The organism is Rhodococcus oryzae (genome assembly GCF_005049235.1).
GTDB classification, from domain to species: Bacteria; Actinomycetota; Actinomycetes; order Mycobacteriales; family Mycobacteriaceae; genus Rhodococcus_G; species Rhodococcus_G oryzae.
In genome coordinates this window covers 38,672-56,806 of record NZ_SUMD01000008.1, presented here as the reverse complement: position 1 = coordinate 56,806, position 18,135 = coordinate 38,672, and the positions used below count along the sequence as shown (strand labels likewise).

Below are 18,135 nucleotides of genomic sequence, written 5' to 3'. Positions count from 1 at the left end.
GGCTTACCCACTGATCGCGTCGCACCGGCGTGGTCGGTGGGTAACGGTCGGCAAGAGTGGAGGTTCGGTCGCGTGTCGGTCAATCAACTCGGTGGTGCGAATGCCCGTGACGCATCGACGTCACAGGAACGCGACGCAGCGGAGTCCCCGGAGCGTGTCGCGGCGGCGCCGCTCCAGTGCGTCGAGACCGGGCGGGTCTTCGACCAGCCGCGCGCCGAGGCCGCGATTCGTGAACTGCTGATCGCGGTCGGCGAGAACCCGGATCGGCCGGGTCTGCTCGACACCCCGGCCCGGGTGGCCCGGGCGTACCGGGAGGTCTTCGCAGGCCTCTACACGGATCCGGATTCGGTGCTCAACACCACCTTCGACGAGGGACACCAGGAACTGGTGCTGGTCCGCGACATCCCGATGTACTCGACCTGCGAGCATCACCTGGTGTCGTTCCACGGCGTCGCGCACGTCGGCTACATCCCGGGCTCCACCGGCCGGGTCACCGGGCTCTCGAAGCTCGCGCGACTGGTCGACCTGTACGCGAAGCGTCCGCAGGTGCAGGAGCGGTTGACCAGTCAGATCGCCGACGCGATGGTGCGCAAGCTCGATCCCCGCGGGGTCATCGTCGTGGTGGAGGCCGAGCACCTGTGCATGGCGATGCGCGGCATCAGGAAGCCGGGTGCCAGCACCACCACCTCCGCCGTGCGCGGTCTGCTGCAGTCGAGTGCCGCCTCGCGTTCCGAGGCTCTGGACCTGATCCTGCGCAAGTGACGGTGCCGATGCCGAGCCGCTGCGTGGTGATGGGAGTCCTCAACGTCACCAGCGACTCGTTCTCGGACGGTGGCCGCTACCTGGACCAGGACGCCGCGATCGAGCACGGTCTCGAGCTGAGCCGGCTGGGCGTGGACATCGTCGACGTGGGCGGCGAATCGACCCGGCCCGGCGCGGCGCGAGTGGATCCGGCGGTCGAGGCCGAGCGGATCCGTCCGGTGATCGCGGCCCTGGCAGCCGAGAAGGTCACGGTCAGCGTCGACACCATGCGTGCCTCGGTGGCCGCGGCCGCCATCGAGTCCGGGGCCACGATCGTCAACGATGTCTCCGGTGGCCGCGCGGATCCGGCGATGGCAGCGGTGATGGCGGACGCGGGCCTGCCCTGGATCCTGATGCACTGGCGCTCCGCGGGCGAATACGTGCACGCGGGCGGGGTGGAACACTACGACGACGTGGTGGCGGAGGTCGGTGAAGAACTGCTGACCCAGGTCGACCTCGCGGTTCGGGCCGGCGTCGATCCGGGCCGGCTGATCCTCGATCCCGGGCTTGGATTCGCAAAGACCGCCGAACACAACTGGGCGCTTCTCGGCGCGCTGCCACGGCTCAATGCGCTGGGTTTCCCGGTGCTGATCGGGGCCTCCCGCAAGCGCTTCCTCGGCAGCCTGCTCGCGGATGAACACGGCGACCGAGCTCCCGACGGACGTGAGGTCGCAACGGCTGTCGTCTCGGCCCTCGCCGCGCGCGGCGGCGCCTGGGGTGTGCGGGTGCACGACGCGCGGGGATCCCTCGACGCGATCGCGGTGGTGAACGCGTGGAGCGCGGCTGAGGAGAAGCACGATGGCTGATCGAATCGAGTTGCGCGGGTTGCGGGTCCGCGGCAATCACGGCGTCTTCGAACACGAGAAGCGGGACGGCCAGGACTTCGTCGTCGACGTCACGGTGTGGATGGACCTGGCGCCAGCCGCGGCCTCGGACGATCTCGCCGACACCATGCACTACGGCGAGCTCGCCGAGACGGCGGCCGCGATCGTGGCAGGCCCCTCGCGCGACCTCATCGAGACGGTGGCAGGGGAGATCGCCGACGCGGTGCTGACCGATGATCGGGTGAACGCGGTGGAGGTGACGGTCCACAAGCCGTCGGCACCGATCCCGCTGACCTTTGTCGATGTCGCCGTCGTGGCGCGCCGGTCCCGCAAGGGCCTGCGCGGATGAGTCGCGCTGTGCTCTCCATCGGGTCGAATCTCGGCGACCCGCTCGAGAACCTGCGGTCCGTCGTCGACGCGCTCGGCGATCGGCTGGTCGCGGTGTCGGGGGTGTACGCGACGGCGCCGTGGGGCGGCGTCGAGCAGCAGGATTTCCTCAACGCGACGCTGATCGCCGACGATCCCGAGCTGGACTGCCGCGGCTGGCTGCGGTTGGGGCAGGAGCTGGAGGCCGCCGCGGACCGGGTGCGCGAACAGCGCTGGGGTCCGCGCAGCCTGGACGTGGACGTGGTCGACTGCGACGGCCTCGTCAGTGCCGACCCGGAATTGACGTTGCCGCATCCGCGGGCCCACGAGCGGGCGTTCGTGCTCGTCCCGTGGCTGGAGATCGACCCCGATGCCACGCTGACCGTGCGGGGAGCGAGGGTGCCGGCCCGAGAGCTGCTCGGTGACCTCGACGCCACCGAGCGCGGCGGGGTGCGGCGGACCGAGCTCCTGTTGGTGCGGCCGTGACGGTGGTGCGCCGGTGATGTCGACCACCCGGATCCGGGACCTGCTCGGGCTGGCGGCCTTCGCGGCCATCGCGACCTGGCTGCTGGTTCGCGCCTTCTACGGGTCGCTCCCGCCGATCCCGCTGTTCGCAGGCGCCTCGCTCTATCCCGTCGCCGCCATCGAGGTGGGTGTCGCCTTCATGATCCGTTCGCGGGTCAGGGGGCATCAGCTCGGGCAGGGCCCGCGCCAGCTCCACCCCATCACCGCGGCGCGGGCGGTGGCGCTGGCCAAGGCTTCGGCGCTGGTGGGGGCCGCCACCTCAGGTGTCTGGCTCGGATTGCTCCTGTATCTGCTGCCGCAGCGCTCGACCGTTCAGGCGGCTTCCGACGACACCGTGGGCACCGTCGTCGGTCTTGTCGCGGGCGTGGCGCTGGTCGCCGCGGCGCTCTGGCTCGAGCACTGCTGCAAGGCCCCGGACGAACCGCCGGACGAGCCCGCCGTCTAGCGGCGGCTCAGCCGGATTGGCGCTCGACCACCCATGCGGCGATCTGCGTGCGGGAGTTGAATCCCAGCTTCGCCAGCACGTGCTCGACGTGTCCCTGCGCGGTCCGCTGCGCGATCACCAGCTTGGCGGCGATGGCCTTGTTGGTCAGGCCCTGCGCGACCAGCTCGGCGACCTGGAGTTCGCGCGGCGTCAGGGCCGTCGCAGTACCAGCAGGCTCCGGATTCTCCTCGCCGAGGTCCTCCCCGAGTGCGAACGCGATCGTCTCCTGCGCCGTCCAGCGCTCGCCGCTGCGAAAGGCCGTCTCGAACGCCTGCTCGCCCAGCGCCCGCCGGGTCCGTAGCTCGCACTCCTCGTGGTACGACTCCAGCTTCGGGACCACCGCTCCCGGGCTACCCACCCGCTGCCACATGGTCCGTGCCGCGCCGAACAGCAGCGCGGCACGGCGGGCCCGGTCCGTGACGATGGCCGTCCAGGCCTTGGCCTCCACGCACATCGCGGTCGCGAGCATGTCGTCGGCCTCACGGGAGAGCCGCAGGCCCTTCTCGAGCAGCCCGTCCGCCCGCTGCGGATCGGTCTTCCACAGCGCCAGCCCGAGGGCGCAGACCGCGTAGGCGCGGTAGACGAACTCGCCGGTGGCCTCGCTGATCGCGAGGGCCTGTTCCTGGTACTCGATGGCTCGAGCGGCATCGTCGATCAACCCGTACGCCACGGCGAGCCCGAGCAGGGTCGAGATCTGTCGGATGGGATTCCCCTGCGTGCGGAAGACCTCGAGGGCCTCTTCCAGGCAGGCCACCGCGCGGGGGAGATCACCGCTGAAGGCTGCCAGGTACCCGGCAGCGTGCATCACGAGCGCGCGGGTGCCCGGATCACCGAGATCGTCGGCGAGCTGGAGCGCCTCTTCCGCCTGTGCCGTCCCGGCGGCGATGTCGCCCTGGTTGCTGGTGAGCAGGCAGTCGGCACACAGCGCCTTGATCCGATGCGCGGTCGGGACCTCTCCCGGCAGGCCGAGCGCGCGGTCGAGCCAGTATCGCCCCTCGCTGAGCAGGCCGCGGGAGAGCCAGAAGGGGAACAGCGCGATGGCGATCCGCAGGGCGTGGTCCGCCTCGCCGGGCTCGGTCGCACTGAACTGCATGGCCTCGCGCAGGTTCGGTTGTTCCCTGGCGATACGGACCATCAGGTCCGGCTGCCGGGGGCCGATCCACTCGGAGCGGGCTCCCAGCACCAGCCCCTCGTACCAGTCCCGGTTCCGCCGGAGCAGGTCATCGAACTCGTGCGCTTCGTGCAGCTTCTCGCGCCCGTATTCGCGGAGGGTTTCGAGCATCCGGTACCGCACCGCGGCGCCTGCCTCCTCGCGGATCAGGATCGACTTGTCCACCAGCGAGGCCAACACGTCGAGCAGGTCGCGCGGATCGACTGTGCCGCCCGCACAGACGCCTTCGGCCGCATCCAGCCCGAAGCTGCCCGCGAACACCGAGAGCCGGCGCCACAGCACCTGCTCGGTCTCCGTGCACAGCTCGTGGCTCCAGTCGATGCTCATCTGCAGTGACTGCAGTCGAGTCGGCGCGCCCCGATTGCCGGTTGTCAGCAACCGGTACCGGTCGGTCAGCCGGTCCAGGATCTGCTCTGCGGTCATGGCCCGCAGCCGCACCGCAGCCAACTCGATCGGCAGCGGCAACCCGTCCAGCTGACGACAGATCTGTGCGACGGGCTCCAGGTTCTCCTCGGTGAGAGTGAAGCCCGGCAGCGCCGCGGTGGCGCGTTCGACGAACAGTGTCACCGCCTCGGAGCCCGCCAGGGCCTGCGGCGTCGGAGTGGCATCCGGGACCGTCAGCGCGGGCACCCGCAGAACCGCCTCGCCGCCGATGACGAGCGGTTCCCGGCTCGTCGCGAGGATCCGCAGGTCCGGGCAGGACCGGAGCAGGGAATCCGTGAGCTTCGCGACCGCGTCGATCAGGTGCTCGCAGTTGTCCAGCACCAACAACAGGGTGCGGGTCGCCAGGTACTCGGTCAGCAGCACCAGCGGCGGGTGCGCCGGATGTTCCCGGAGGCCCAACGCGGTGGCGACGGTGTCGGGTACCAGCGCCTCGTCCTGGAGCTCTCCGAACTCGACGAGCCACACCCCGTCCTCGAACGCGCGACGCGAGTCCTCCGCCACCCGTAGTGCGAGACGGGTCTTCCCGACGCCACCGATCCCGGTCAGCGTCACCAATCGGGCAACAGAGAGCAGCCGCTTGGCCTCGGCGAGTTCGGGCCGACGCCCGACGAAGCTCGTCGGTTCGATGGGTAGGTTCCCGATGACCTTGGCCCTGGTAGCGGGCGGCATCGCACCGTCCCTCTCGTCTCGTGGTCCCCTCTGGCTACGGTACCGTTCGGCCGCACATCCCCGGGTGGTCTCAGCTCAGGACATGCCTACCGAATTCCGTCGATTCCGCTCCGGCCGGACACGGTCTCGGCCCGTTGTGACGGCGGGTGGTCGGTGCGGACGGCTATCCTCGGCTGCATGACGGTTTCTGGTCGCGCGGGCTCGCTTCGGCGGTACAAGCGCAGCACGAGCCAGATGTTCGTCGCCGCGTTGGTGGCGCTGGCGGTGATCGCGAGCCTGTTCATGATCTTCAGCAACAGCGTCCAGTTGTTGCGTGTCGGCCTGGTCGTCGCCCTCTGGGCGGCGGTCATCGCGGCCATCGCGATGACCAAGTACCGCCGCGAATCGGCCGCCGACAAGGCGAAGGTGCGCGATCTGCAGACCGTGTACGAGTTGCAGCTCGAGCGTGAGATCACCGCCAGGCGTGAGTACGAGATGGGCGTCGAGGCCAAGGTCCGCGACGAGGCGAATCTCGATGTCTCCGAGATCGCGGCCCTGCGGGCGGAATTGGCGGCGCTGCGCGGCAGCCTCGAGGTGTTGTTCGAGGGCAGGCTGCCCGTCGACCGGGTCGCTCTGCAGGCCGATGCCACCCGGATCCCGGAGCTGGCGAGCCCGGCGCGGCCGAAGACGTTCACCCCCGACCCCGCGTACTCGGCCACCCCAGGCGCGAGGCCGACCTTCGCCACACCGGATGACGACCCGGTCACCGCAGAGGTCATGGTCGTCGGCGAGCCCGAGCCGGAGCCCGCCGCTTCGGCAGAGGCGTTCCCGATCCCGAGGCAGGTGCCCCCACCGCGCCCGGCCCCGCAGCCCGCCGCCCCGCAGCCCGCCGCGACGCAGCCGCCGCCCGCGCCGATGCCTCCGATCCCGGTTCCCGAACCGGTGCCGCCCGCTCCGGAACCCGCACCGCTGCCCGAACCGGAGCCCGTCCCGGTGCCCGAGCCCACGCCGACGCCCACGGACGAGGTCTCGTCCCGCAGGGCGCGGCGGCGCGCAGCCGAGTCGGAGCCCGCGGCCGAGGCCGAGGGTGAGCAGGCGGTTCCGGCAGGCGCGCACTCGACGGGGCTCTCGGTCGCCGAGATCATGGCGAACATGAAGACCGCGGAGCCCGAGACGGACGGGCCGAGGTCCGGTCGCCGTCGCCGCGACTGAGCCGATCCCATCCGGGGCGTGCCCTAGATCACTCTGTTCCGCCATGGCGGCTGTCCCGGCGCGGCGGCTATCCTCGCTGTGAACGTCTGGTACCCGCCCTGCGGGACTGGAACGAACGAGAGGACAACGGTGACCTCCTCCGAGATCACTCAAGACCCCGCGCCCGCACGATTGACCATCGGAATCGTCTCGGCGGGACGCGTGGGAACGGCGATCGGTGCCGCGCTCGAGCGCGTCGGCCACATCGTCGTCGCCTGTTCCGCGGTGTCCGACGCGTCGATTCGCCGGGCCGAGACCAGGCTTCCCGAGACCGAGATCCTGCCCGCCGCCGAGGTGGCGTCACGCTGCGAGCTGTTGCTGCTCGCCGTCCCGGACGCAGAGCTCGCGGGGCTGGTCAGCGGCCTGGCCGCCACCCGCTCCGTCAAGCCCGGCACCCTCGTCGTACACACCTCGGGCGCCAACGGCGTCGGTGTGCTCGCGCCGCTGACCGCCCTCGGCGCGCTACCGATGGCGATCCATCCCGCCATGACCTTCACCGGGCACGACGAGGACACCGCGCGGCTGTCCTCCGCGTGTTTCGGTATCACCGCGGCGGACGAGATCGGTTACGCGATCGCGCAGTCGCTGGTCCTCGAGATCGGCGGGGAGCCCGTCCGGGTCCGCGAGGAGGCCCGTGCGCTGTACCACGCGGCGCTCGCGCACGGCAGCAATCACCTGGTCACCCTGGTCGTGGACGCCGTCGCCGCGCTCCGCGTCGCGTTGGCGGGAGACGAACTCCTCGGCCAGCAGCTCGTCGACGACCAGCCCAACGGGGTGGCCGAGCGGGTGCTGGGCCCGCTGCTGTCGGCCGCCCTGGACAACGCGCTCCGGCGCGGTCCTGCGGCGCTGACCGGGCCGGTGGCCCGCGGCGACGCCGCGGCCGTCGCGACCCACCTCCGGGTCCTCGAGGACGTCGACCCCCGGATCGCGGCCGGCTACCGCGCCCTCTCGCTCCGGTCCGCTCAGCGGACCGGGTCCAAGCCCGAACTGATCGAGATCCTGGAGGGCCGCTCGTGAACGGCTACACACGCGGTGAACTGACCGTGCACCACGAACCCGCCGAGCTGACCAAGGTCACCAAGGCGCTGCGCGGCGTCGGGCGCCAGGTGGCGTTGGTGCCGACCATGGGCGCGCTGCACGCGGGTCACCTGGAGATCGTCCGCCAGGCCAAGCTGCGCGGCAGCGTGGTGGTGGTGTCCATCTTCGTCAACCCGTTGCAGTTCGGTGCGGGCGAGGATCTCGACGCATACCCGCGCACCCTGGACCGGGACCTCGAACTGCTGCGCGAGGCCGGGGTGGAGCTGGTGTTCGCGCCGTCGGCGGCCGCGATGTACCCGGCGGGCAGGCGCACCATGATCCACCCGGGACCGCTGGGCAGTGAGCTCGAAGGCGCCAGCCGCCCGACTCACTTCGCCGGGATGCTGACCGTCGTGAACAAGCTGTTCCAGATCGTCGGCCCCAACCTCGCGTACTTCGGTGAGAAGGACTACCAGCAGCTCGCGCTGATCCGGCAGATGGTCCGGGACCTGAACCTGGACGTCGAGGTCTACGGCGTCCCGACGGTGCGCGAGCAGGACGGCCTCGCGCTGTCCTCGCGGAACCGGTACCTCGACGAGGCCCAGCGCACCGCGGCCGCGACCATCTCCGCCGCGCTGGTGGCGGGGGCGCACGCGGCGGCCGGTGGAGCCGAGGCGATCCTCGCCACCGCCCGCGAGGTGCTGGCGACGACCCCGGAGGTGGAGGTCGATTACCTCGAGGTCCGCGGGGTCGACCTGGGACCCGCGCCCGAGCGCGGGGACGGGCGGCTGCTCGTCGCGGCCAAGGTCGGTAGCACCCGATTGATCGACAACGTCGGCGTCGCCGTCGGCACCGGATTCCTCGAACGGGAAGAGGATTCCCGCACCACGCAGACGACAGCGGCGGGGTAAGAGCGCCCCCTCTAACCGACCCTGATTTCCAGCCAGACCCGAAGGACACAACATGTTTCGCACCATGATGAAGTCGAAGATCCACCGCGCCACCGTGACCCACGCCGACCTGCACTACGTCGGTTCGGTCACCGTGGACCAGGACCTGATGGACGCCGCCGACCTGCTCGAGGGCGAGCAGGTGTGCATCGTGGACATCAACAACGGCGCCCGCCTCGAGACCTACGTCATCGCGGGTGAGCGCGGCTCCGGAGTGATCGGGATCAACGGTGCGGCAGCGCATCTGGTTCACCCCGGCGACCTGGTCATCCTCATTGCCTACGGCGTGATGAACGAGCAGGAGGTCCGCGACTACCAGCCTCGTGTGGTCTTCGTCGACGCCGACAACAAGGCCATCGAGCTCGGTGCCGACCCGGCGCACGCCCCCGAGGGGTCGGGCCTGATCACGCCGCGGATGCTCTCCACCCTCGAAGACGCCTCGGCGCTGGTGTAGCCGTGCTGCTCACCGTCGACGTCCGCAACACCAACATCTCGCTCGGGTTGTTCACCGGCGCGGGTGACCACTCGAAGTTGGTGCGGGACTGGCGGATGCGCACGGATCCGCGGATGACGGCGGACGAGTTGGCCTGGATGCTGCGGGGCCTGCTCGGAGAGAGCGTGGACCAGATAGTCGGGGTGTCGGCGCTGTCGACCGTTCCGTCGGTGCTGCGGGAACTGCGGGTGATGCTGTCCCGGTACTGGGAGCACGTCCCGCACGTGGTGGTCGAGCCCGGTGTGCGAACCGGGGTGCCGCTGCTGGTCGACAACCCCAAGGAGGTCGGGGCCGACCGGATCGTCAACAGTCTTGCCGCGCACCACCTTTACGGGGGACCGTGCATCGTCGTGGACTTCGGGGTCGCGACCTGTGTCGATGTTGTCTCGGCGAAGGGCGAGTTCCTGGGTGGTGCGATCGCGCCCGGTCTGGAGACCTCGACGGACGCGCTCGCCTCGCACTCGGCGGCGCTGCGGAAGTTCGAGTTGGTGCGTCCGCGGGCGGTGGTCGGCAAGAACAGCGTCGAGTGCATGCAGGCCGGGGCGATCTTCGGGTTCGCCGGGTTGGTGGACGGTCTGGTGCGACGGGTGCGCGCCGAGGTGCCTGCGTTCGCGGGCAACGACGTGAACGTGATCGCCACGGGGGAGAGCGCCCCCCTGGTGATGCCGGAGTCGGAGACCATCGCACACATCGAACGGGACCTCGCGCTCGAGGGGCTGCGGATCGTCTACGAGCGCAACCAGGCCCGACGGGCCGCGAAGCACCCGCCGGTCGGCTGACAGCCGATGGCCGGAGGGTTTGCCAATCCGGAGTTCTGTGCCACACTGGTTGCCGTGAATCGCCGCATGGTCGCTCCGGAGTGTTGTCGAGGCTGAACGCCGCCTCGATTCGTTGAGGCACGTCACAACGGCCTTGACCAATTCACCCTCCTGGAGTCTCTCCCATGCTTTCCACATCAGTGGTCTCTTCTTTGGTGCCATCACCAGTCAACGCGCTGTCCTCGCCGAGCCGTTTGCGGCCTGCCGACCTGCTGCGCATCACCGACCAGGGCGCGCAGGACGTGCTCGACGGCCGCTTCGCCGATCTGCTGCCCGGTACCGGGTCGTGGCCGACGGACGAGCGTTGGTCCACCCGCCTGCACGCCGACGATGACGTCGATGTCTGGCTGATCAGCTGGGCGCCCGGCCTCGCGACCGAACTGCACGACCATGCCGGATCGCTCGGCGCGCTCACCGTACTGAGCGGTGTGCTGGCCGAATACCGTTGGAGCGGTGGTGAACTGAAGTACCGCACGCTCGATGCGGGCGATCAGGCCTCGTTCCCGCTCGGCTGGGTGCACGACGTCATGCAGGCCCCCGGTGACGCTGGTGCTCAGACCGCTCCGACGCTGAGCGTGCACGCCTACTCGCCGCCGCTCGCGGCGATGTCCTACTACGAGGTGACCGATCAGGGCACCCTGCGACGCACCCGCACCGAGCTGACCGATCTCCCGGAAGGACAGTCGGCATGACCATCGACGAGATGCTCGAGAAGGCCCGCGGCAGCTACCGCCGCATGTACGTGTTCGAGGTCGCCGAGGCCGTCGCCCGCGGCGCGATCATCGTCGACATCCGGCCGCAGGCCCAGCGTGCCGCCGAGGGCGCGCTGCCGGGCGCGCTGGCGATCGAACGGAACGTGCTCGAGTGGCGTCTGGACCCGGCGAGCAGCGCGCGCATCGCGCTGGCCGCCGATCACGACGTCGAGTGGATCGTGGTCTGCTCGGAGGGCTACACGTCCAGCCTGGCGGCCGCGGCGCTGCAGGAACTGGGTCTGCACCGGGCGACCGACCTCGTCGGCGGGTACCAGGCGCTCCGTTCCGCCGGCCTGCTCGGCGTCGCCACCAGGGCCCGGCACTACGTTCAGGAGGCCGCGGCCGTCGCCGCTCACTGAGGGCGCATTATGCTGGTCACCCGTGAGTGATGCAGCAATCCAGCCGGCCGATGACACCCCCGAGCAGCTCCGGATCCGCCGAGAGAAGCGGGACCGGATCCTGGCGCAGGGGCAGGAGGCCTATCCGGTCTCGGTGCCGCGCACCCACTCGCTCGCGCAGGTGCGAGCGCAGCACCCTGACCTGGAGCCGGACACGGCCACGGGCACCGAGGTCGGCGTCGTCGGCCGGGTGATCTTCGTCCGCAACACCGGCAAGCTCTGCTTCGCGACGTTGCAGGAAGGCGATGGCACCCAGCTGCAGGCCATGATCAGCCTGGCCTCCGTCGGCGAGGACGCGCTGGCCGCGTGGAAGTCGGACGTCGACCTTGGCGACTTCGTGTTCGTGCACGGCGAGGTGATCAGCTCCCGCCGCGGTGAGCTCTCGGTGATGGCCGACGCCTGGCAGATCGCCTCGAAGTCGCTGCGCCCGCTGCCGGTCGCGCACAAGGAGATGAACGAGGAGTCGCGGGTCCGCCAGCGGTACGCCGACCTGATCGTGCGGCCCGAGGCGCGGGAGATGGCCCGCAAGCGCGTCGCGGTGGTCCGTGAGCTGCGCAACGCGCTCGAGCGGCGCGGGTTCCTCGAGGTGGAGACCCCGATGCTGCAGACGCTGGCGGGCGGCGCCGCGGCGCGCCCGTTCATCACCCATTCGAATGCCCTCGACATCGATCTGTATCTGCGTATCGCCCCGGAACTGTTCCTCAAGCGATGCGTCGTCGGCGGTATCGAGAAGGTTTTCGAGATCAACCGGAACTTCCGCAATGAGGGCATCGATTCGACGCACTCGCCGGAGTTCGCGATGCTCGAGACGTACGAGGCGTACGGCACCTACGACGATTCCGCGACGATGACCCGCGAATTGATCCAGGAGGTGGCGCAGGCCGCCTTCGGGACCCAGCTGGTGACGCTCGCGGACGGCACCGAGTACGACCTCGGAGGCGAGTGGAAGACGCTCGAGATGTACCCGTCGCTGTCCGAGGCGATCGGGGTGTCCGTCACCCCCGAGACGACCGTCGACGAACTGCTGGCCCTCGCGGAGAAGGTCGGACTCGAGGTGCCCAAGGACAAGGGGTACGGCCACGGCAAGCTCGTCGAGGAGCTGTGGGAGCACCAGTGCGGCGACCAGCTCTTCGCGCCGACCTTCGTGCGGAACTTCCCGGTGGAGACCTCGCCGCTGACCCGTCAGCACCGCAGCGAGCCGGGCGTGACGGAGAAGTGGGACCTCTACGTGCGCGGGTTCGAGCTGGCCACCGGCTACTCGGAACTCGTCGACCCGGTGATCCAGCGCGAGCGGTTCGTCGACCAGGCGCGGCTGGCCTCGGCCGGCGACGACGAGGCGATGGCCCTGGACGAGGAGTTCCTCGCCGCGATGGAGCAGGGAATGCCGCCCACGACGGGCACCGGTATGGGGATCGACCGCCTGTTGATGGCGTTGACGGGATTGGGTATCCGCGAAACTATCCTCTTCCCAATTGTGCGACCCTCGACTCGCTGACCTCTTTCAATTGCTAATTTGCTTTTCTCCGGTATTGCGTCCGTCGGAATGGGCGTAGACTCGTCGCAGCCGGCGCGGGGAAGCGCAAAATTGCAGTTCATTGAAAGGAAACTCGATCCATGGCGAAAAAGGTCACCGTCACCCTGATCGATGATGTGGACCAGGAAGCGGCCGCCGACGAAACGGTCGAGTTCGGTCTCGATGGCGTCACCTACGAGATCGACCTGTCGTCAGCGAATGCCGCAAAACTGCGCGAGCAGCTTGAGGTTTGGGTTTCCCACGCACGACGGTCCACCGGGCGTCGGCGGGCCAAGGCCGCGGTAGCGGGCGGCAAGAGTCGGGTGGCGATCGACCGCGAACAGAGTGCGGCGATTCGTGAGTGGGCGCGGCGTAATGGCCACAAGGTTTCGGCCCGCGGTCGTATCTCGGCGGAAATCACCGAGGCGTACAACAAAGCCAACTGATCTTCCTGAAGTTTTGTGCTCTCGTTTCGCCCGCCCCATCGCACGCAGGCTGTTAGCCTCGCGATCGGGCGGGCGGACGAGGGAGCAACTCGAGGGGGAGTGTCATGCGCTGGCGAATTGTGATCGGTTCATTGATTTCGGCGGCCGCGTTGTTCTGGAGCACAGGCGCCGCGGGCGCAGCGCCCCTCCCCGAGCCCGATACCTTTCTTTCCGGCGTCATGCCGGAATTGACCAATCCGGGCGGATCGGCGCCCGGCAGCAATGACTGGTCGTGCCGGCCGACCGCGGAACATCCCACCCCCGTCGTCCTGGTGCACGGCACCGCGGGCAATCGACAGGACAATTGGGCCGCCTACGCGCCGATGCTGGCGAACGAGGGATTCTGTGTCTTCGCCCTCACCTACGGCAATTACGCCGACCTGCCGTGGCCGCTGAGCGCGATCGGCGGCATGCTCCCCATGGACGAGAGCACCGAGCAGCTCGCGGCGTTCGTGGACCTGGTGCTCGCCGCGACCGGCGCCGACAAGGTGGATCTGGTCGGCCACTCCCAGGGCACCGTGGTGGCCAACAACTATGTGAAGTTCGGTGGCGGGGCGACCAAGGTGGGCCGGATCGTCTCGTTGGCGCCGCCGTGGGACGGGACTTACGGGGTCGATGGGTTCAGCCTCGGCGCCGCGCTGCGCGGGCTGGGCGTCGACGACGAGTTCCAGCTCGGGTTCCCGGCGTGCAAGGCCTGCCCCGAGATGATGCACGGCTCGGCGTTCGTGGACCGCATGCGGTCCGGCGGGCTGTACGTGCCGGGGATCGAGTACACCAATATCGTCACCCGCTACGACGAGATCGTGGTTCCGTACACCTCCGGCATCGAGCCGGGGCCGCAGGCGACCAATATCGTCGTGCAGGACGGCTGCGAACAGGACTACTCGGACCATCTCTCGATCGCGGGCGAGCGGCGCGCGCGGACGATGGTGCTCAACGCACTCGATCCCGCGCATCAGCGCGAGGTGCCCTGCGTTTTCGTGCCGCCCATCGCAGGCTGAGTCATTCTCCCGATCCACTGCGCACACCTTTTGACAAGGTCGCACATGCGTTGGGTGTGCAATCGGTGTGCGATCTTGGGAAAAGGTGCGCGACCGACGTCGCATCTGCCCCTGTTCGCTGCTGGCGTAGAGCCGACGGGAAACGAAACCCCTGGCTGCTGCGTTAGGACCAGTAAGCAGGCACACTGTCCCGCAGTGAATGGGATGGAGGCGGCGCAGGTCGTACCACTGGCCACTAGAGTAGAGGTGCGGCTCGTGGATTCCGTGTAGGGATCTACCCCAAGAAGAACGTGAGGGAGAGCGATGTTCGAGAGGTTCACCGACCGCGCGCGGCGCGTTGTTGTCCTGGCCCAAGAAGAGGCCCGGATGCTCAACCACAACTACATCGGCACAGAGCACATCCTGCTCGGCCTCATCCATGAGGGTGAGGGCGTGGCGGCGAAGTCGCTGGAGTCGTTGGGTATCTCCCTTGAAGGCGTGCGCAGCCAGGTGGAAGAGATCATCGGCCAGGGTCAGCAGGCCCCGTCCGGTCACATCCCCTTCACCCCGCGCGCCAAGAAGGTGCTGGAGCTGAGCCTGCGCGAGGCGCTGCAGCTCGGCCACAACTACATCGGCACCGAGCACATCCTGCTCGGCCTCATCCGTGAGGGCGAGGGTGTGGCAGCCCAGGTGCTGGTCAAGCTGGGCGCCGACCTGAACAGGGTCCGTCAGCAGGTCATCCAGCTGCTGTCCGGCTACCAGGGCAAGGAACCCTCCGAGGCGGGCGGCACCCGCGGCGAGGCGGGCACCCCGTCGACGTCGCTGGTCCTCGACCAGTTCGGCCGGAACCTGACCCAGGCCGCCCTCGAGGGCAAGCTCGACCCGGTCATCGGCCGCTCGAAGGAAATCGAGCGGGTCATGCAGGTGCTCAGCCGCCGGACCAAGAACAACCCGGTCCTCATCGGTGAGCCCGGCGTCGGTAAGACCGCGGTCGTCGAGGGCCTGGCACAGGCCATCGTCAACGGCGAGGTCCCGGAGACGCTCAAGGACAAGCAGCTGTACACCCTCGACCTGGGTTCCCTGGTCGCGGGCAGCCGCTACCGCGGTGACTTCGAGGAGCGCCTGAAGAAGGTGCTCAAGGAGATCAACACCCGCGGCGACATCATCCTGTTCATCGACGAGCTGCACACGCTGGTCGGTGCGGGCGCGGCCGAGGGCGCCATCGACGCGGCCTCGATCCTCAAGCCCAAGCTGGCCCGCGGCGAGCTGCAGACCATCGGTGCGACCACGCTCGACGAGTACCGCAAGTACATCGAGAAGGACGCCGCCCTCGAGCGCCGGTTCCAGCCGGTCCAGGTCGGCGAGCCGACGGTCGAGCACACCATCGAGATCCTCAAGGGTCTGCGGGACCGCTACGAGGCGCATCACCGCGTCTCGATCACCGATGGCGCGCTGGTGGCCGCGGCCACTCTGGCCGACCGGTACATCAACGACCGCTTCCTGCCGGACAAGGCGATCGACCTGATCGACGAGGCTGGCGCCCGGATGCGCATCCGTCGGATGACCGCGCCGCCGGACCTGCGCGAGTTCGACGACAAGATCGCCGACGCGCGCCGGGAGAAGGAGTCCGCGATCGACGCGCAGGACTTCGAGAAGGCCGCGAACCTCCGCGACAAGGAGAAGCAGCTGGTCGCCCAGCGCTCCGAGCGGGAAAAGCAGTGGCGTTCCGGTGACCTGGACGTCATCGCCGAGGTCGACGACGAGCAGATCGCCGAGGTCCTTGGCAACTGGACCGGCATCCCGGTGTTCAAGCTCACCGAGGAGGAGACCACCCGTCTGCTCCGCATGGAGGACGAGCTGCACAAGCGGATCATCGGCCAGGAGGACGCCGTCAAGGCGGTCTCCAAGGCGATCCGCCGCACCCGTGCCGGCCTGAAGGACCCGAAGCGGCCGTCCGGATCGTTCATTTTCGCCGGCCCGTCCGGTGTCGGTAAGACCGAGCTGTCCAAGGCGCTGGCGAACTTCCTGTTCGGCGACGACGACGCGCTCATCCAGATCGACATGGGCGAGTTCCACGACCGCTTCACCGCCTCGCGGCTGTTCGGTGCCCCTCCCGGGTACGTCGGCTACGAGGAGGGCGGCCAGCTCACGGAGAAGGTCCGGCGCAAGCCGTTCTCGGTTGTGCTGTTCGACGAGATCGAGAAAGCGCACCAGGAGATCTACAACACCCTCCTGCAGGTGCTCGAGGACGGCCGTCTCACCGACGGTCAGGGCCGCACGGTCGACTTCAAGAACACCGTGCTGATCTTCACCTCGAACCTGGGCACTTCGGACATCTCCAAGGCCGTCGGCCTGGGCTTCTCGTCCGGAACGGGCAGCGAGTCCAACTACGAGCGGATGAAGAACAAGGTCAACGACGAGCTCAAGAAGCACTTCCGGCCCGAGTTCCTCAACCGCATCGACGACATCATCGTCTTCCACCAGCTGACCAAGGATCAGATCATCCAGATGGTGGACCTGATGATCGGCCGCGTCGAGAAGCAGCTGAAGAACAAGGACATGGACATCGAGCTGACCGAGCAGGCGAAGTCGCTGCTCGCCAAGCGCGGGTTCGATCCGGTCCTGGGTGCGCGTCCGCTGCGTCGCACCATCCAGCGCGAGATCGAGGACCAGCTCTCGGAGAAGATCCTCTTCAACGAGCTCGGTGCCGGCCAGATCGTCCTGGTCGACGTCGAGGGCTGGGACGGCGAGGGCTCCGGCGAGGACGCCAAGTTCACGTTCACCGGTAGCCCGAAGCCGGTCAAGGTGCCCGATTCGCCTGCGGAGGCGCTGGCGGGTGCGGGCGAGGCTCCCGTCGAGGGCGGTTCGGCCGACTAGGTTTCACGTACGACAAACGCCCCGCGAGCGAGAGCTCGCGGGGCGTTTTCGTGTCTCAGACGCAATCGCGACCTCAGGAGAGCGGCGTCACCGGGAAGGGAAGATCCGAGGATCCGCCGCCCTCGTCGACCTTCACCTCGACCAGAACCGTCTCGATGCCGCTGTCCGCGACGTCCTGGCCTGCCGCGTAGGCGCGGGTTCCGTCGAATCCGAAGTCGTTGTCGGAGATCAGGATCAGCCGGTTGCCGTGCAGCGCGGCGCCCTCGATCTTGCCGGGCACACCCGCGACGCCTGCGAGGTTCGCGAACAGCGTCTTGTCGGCGCTGGTGATCAGCGCGCGGCTGGGGTCCAGGTCCACGGCGTGGAAGCGGGCCTCGGTGTCGGTGCGCTCCTCGACGAGGACCCGGGTCTGCGACAGCGGGATCAGCGCCGAGATCTTCAGGTCGCGGCCCCTGGTGCCCGCGGCGAAGGTGGACGGGTCGTCGAACTGGTACCCGAACTCGTGCACGGTGGCACGGGTCGCGGTGTCGAAGGTGAGCAGCTCGGTGACGGTGCGGTCCTTGTCGCCGCTGACCACGAGCGAACTCTGCAGCGCGACGGCGACGGTGTGGCCGTCGGGCAGCAGGGCGATGTCCTCGAAGCCGCGGTTGACCTTCCGGTCGGCCAGGCCCGCGGGGAGGCTGCCGGTCACCGGGTACGCGACCCCGGCCGCGGTGTAGTCGTCCTCGAGGCCGGCGGGCACGTGCCGGGCGACGACGCGGCCCTTGGCGTCGGCCTCGACGATGGAGGGACCGTACTCGTCGACCAGCCAGAAATGGCCGTCCGGGGTGCGGACCACGCCCTCGGTGTCGAGTCCGTTGGGGTTCAGCGGGAGCGGCGTGGCGGCATCGGCGGCGTACGGCTTCTCGTCGCGGGGGAGGTTCGAGAGGCCGGTGACGGGCGCGCCTGCCGGAGTGGTCAACGGCACCGTCTCGAGCACGGCGATCCGGTCGCCCTGGACCCGGATCCGGACCAGCGCGGGGGTGAACTCCGGGACGACGAAGGTGCGTCGGTCCGAGCCGTCCACCTTCACCTCGCCGTTCGGTCCACGATCGGTGACGGTCCAGTATTCGTTGCCGCCGACGGGGAAGATGCCGCTGCCGATGCCACCGAGGGCGACGCCCCGGTCGTCGGCGATCTGCTTCTGGACGTCGGAGAGCGGGGTGGCGGGCAGCATCGCGGACGACTTCACGATCGGGGCCGCGGGCGGCGCCGCGGAGGCGGGTGCGGCCGCGACGGCGGCGAGGACCGCGGCTGCCGCCGCGGTCAACATGGTTGTGTGAGTGCGCATGAGGGCTG

At 69.1% G+C, this 18,135-nt stretch carries 18 protein-coding genes; 16 read left to right on the top strand and 2 right to left on the bottom strand.

The annotated features are described in order from the left end of the window. Window positions 1-72 precede the first annotated feature (72 nt). From folE to FCG67_RS16945, 5 genes are read left to right on the top strand one after another with little or no spacing between them, the layout of a single operon-like run. Window positions 73-762, top strand: coding sequence for a GTP cyclohydrolase I FolE (folE, locus tag FCG67_RS16965; RefSeq protein ID WP_246045118.1), 690 nt, complete (start codon window positions 73-75; stop codon window positions 760-762). Between the two features lie 8 nt (window positions 763-770). Further along, window positions 771-1,607, top strand: a complete 837-nt coding sequence (folP, locus tag FCG67_RS16960) for a dihydropteroate synthase (protein WP_136911034.1) — start codon at window positions 771-773, stop codon at window positions 1,605-1,607. Next, window positions 1,600-1,974, top strand: a complete 375-nt coding sequence (gene folB, locus FCG67_RS16955; RefSeq protein ID WP_077042992.1) for a dihydroneopterin aldolase — start codon at window positions 1,600-1,602, stop codon at window positions 1,972-1,974. The genes folP and folB overlap by 8 nt, the downstream gene beginning before the upstream one ends. Further along, window positions 1,971-2,477, top strand: coding sequence for a 2-amino-4-hydroxy-6-hydroxymethyldihydropteridine diphosphokinase (gene folK, locus FCG67_RS16950; RefSeq protein WP_136910881.1), 507 nt, complete (start codon window positions 1,971-1,973; stop codon window positions 2,475-2,477). The genes folB and folK overlap by 4 nt, the downstream gene beginning before the upstream one ends. Before the next feature lie 16 nt (window positions 2,478-2,493). Beyond that, window positions 2,494-2,961 carry a DUF3180 domain-containing protein gene (locus FCG67_RS16945; protein WP_136910880.1) on the top strand — a complete coding sequence of 156 codons (468 nt, stop codon included), beginning with the start codon at window positions 2,494-2,496 and terminating at the stop codon, window positions 2,959-2,961. A 7-nt stretch (window positions 2,962-2,968) separates the two neighbouring features. Here FCG67_RS16945 and FCG67_RS16940 read toward each other — a convergent pair whose 3' ends face one another. Then, window positions 2,969-5,284, bottom strand: a complete 2,316-nt coding sequence (locus FCG67_RS16940) for an ATP-binding protein (protein ID WP_136910879.1) — start codon at window positions 5,282-5,284, stop codon at window positions 2,969-2,971. A gap of 177 nt (window positions 5,285-5,461) precedes the next feature. On the opposite strand from FCG67_RS16940, the gene FCG67_RS16935 reads away from it, so the two are divergent. The 11 genes from FCG67_RS16935 to FCG67_RS16885 all read left to right on the top strand — a co-directional run bounded on the left by FCG67_RS16935 (window position 5,462) and on the right by FCG67_RS16885 (window position 16,797). Then, window positions 5,462-6,475, top strand: coding sequence for a DUF6779 domain-containing protein (locus FCG67_RS16935; protein WP_136910878.1), 1,014 nt, complete (start codon window positions 5,462-5,464; stop codon window positions 6,473-6,475). A 129-nt stretch (window positions 6,476-6,604) separates the two neighbouring features. Then, a complete protein-coding gene (locus FCG67_RS16930) occupies window positions 6,605-7,531 on the top strand; it encodes a Rossmann-like and DUF2520 domain-containing protein (RefSeq protein WP_136910877.1) in 927 nt (308 codons plus the stop codon). Further along, window positions 7,528-8,442 carry a pantoate--beta-alanine ligase gene (gene panC, locus FCG67_RS16925; RefSeq protein WP_136910876.1) on the top strand — a complete coding sequence of 305 codons (915 nt, stop codon included), beginning with the start codon at window positions 7,528-7,530 and terminating at the stop codon, window positions 8,440-8,442. The genes FCG67_RS16930 and panC overlap by 4 nt, the downstream gene beginning before the upstream one ends. Before the next feature lie 52 nt (window positions 8,443-8,494). Next, a complete protein-coding gene (gene panD, locus FCG67_RS16920) occupies window positions 8,495-8,935 on the top strand; it encodes an aspartate 1-decarboxylase (RefSeq protein WP_027500490.1) in 441 nt (146 codons plus the stop codon). 2 nt (window positions 8,936-8,937) lie between these two features. Further along, window positions 8,938-9,753, top strand: a complete 816-nt coding sequence (locus FCG67_RS16915) for a type III pantothenate kinase (protein WP_077042987.1) — start codon at window positions 8,938-8,940, stop codon at window positions 9,751-9,753. Between the two features lie 164 nt (window positions 9,754-9,917). Further along, window positions 9,918-10,484: a cysteine dioxygenase gene (locus tag FCG67_RS16910; RefSeq protein ID WP_136910875.1), complete on the top strand. Its 567-nt coding sequence runs from the start codon at window positions 9,918-9,920 to the stop codon at window positions 10,482-10,484. Beyond that, the gene (locus FCG67_RS16905; protein WP_136910874.1) at window positions 10,481-10,903 is read left to right on the top strand and encodes a rhodanese-like domain-containing protein; all 423 of its coding nucleotides are present in this window, start codon (window positions 10,481-10,483) and stop codon (window positions 10,901-10,903) included. The genes FCG67_RS16910 and FCG67_RS16905 overlap by 4 nt, the downstream gene beginning before the upstream one ends. A gap of 22 nt (window positions 10,904-10,925) precedes the next feature. Further along, a complete protein-coding gene (gene lysS / locus FCG67_RS16900; protein WP_136910873.1) occupies window positions 10,926-12,437 on the top strand; it encodes a lysine--tRNA ligase in 1,512 nt (503 codons plus the stop codon). Window positions 12,438-12,556: 119 nt separating this feature from the next. Continuing rightward, window positions 12,557-12,901: a histone-like nucleoid-structuring protein Lsr2 gene (locus tag FCG67_RS16895; protein ID WP_027500495.1), complete on the top strand. Its 345-nt coding sequence runs from the start codon at window positions 12,557-12,559 to the stop codon at window positions 12,899-12,901. Between the two features lie 104 nt (window positions 12,902-13,005). Continuing rightward, entirely contained in the window at window positions 13,006-13,941 is a 936-nt protein-coding gene (locus FCG67_RS16890) for an esterase/lipase family protein (RefSeq protein WP_136910872.1), read from the top strand. A 303-nt stretch (window positions 13,942-14,244) separates the two neighbouring features. Continuing rightward, window positions 14,245-16,797, top strand: coding sequence for an ATP-dependent Clp protease ATP-binding subunit (locus FCG67_RS16885; RefSeq protein WP_136910871.1), 2,553 nt, complete (start codon window positions 14,245-14,247; stop codon window positions 16,795-16,797). 73 nt (window positions 16,798-16,870) lie between these two features. Here the strand turns inward: FCG67_RS16885 and FCG67_RS16880 are convergent, their stop codons facing one another. After that, window positions 16,871-18,127: an esterase-like activity of phytase family protein gene (locus FCG67_RS16880; protein ID WP_211243241.1), complete on the bottom strand. Its 1,257-nt coding sequence runs from the start codon at window positions 18,125-18,127 to the stop codon at window positions 16,871-16,873. Window positions 18,128-18,135: the final 8 nt, after the last annotated feature.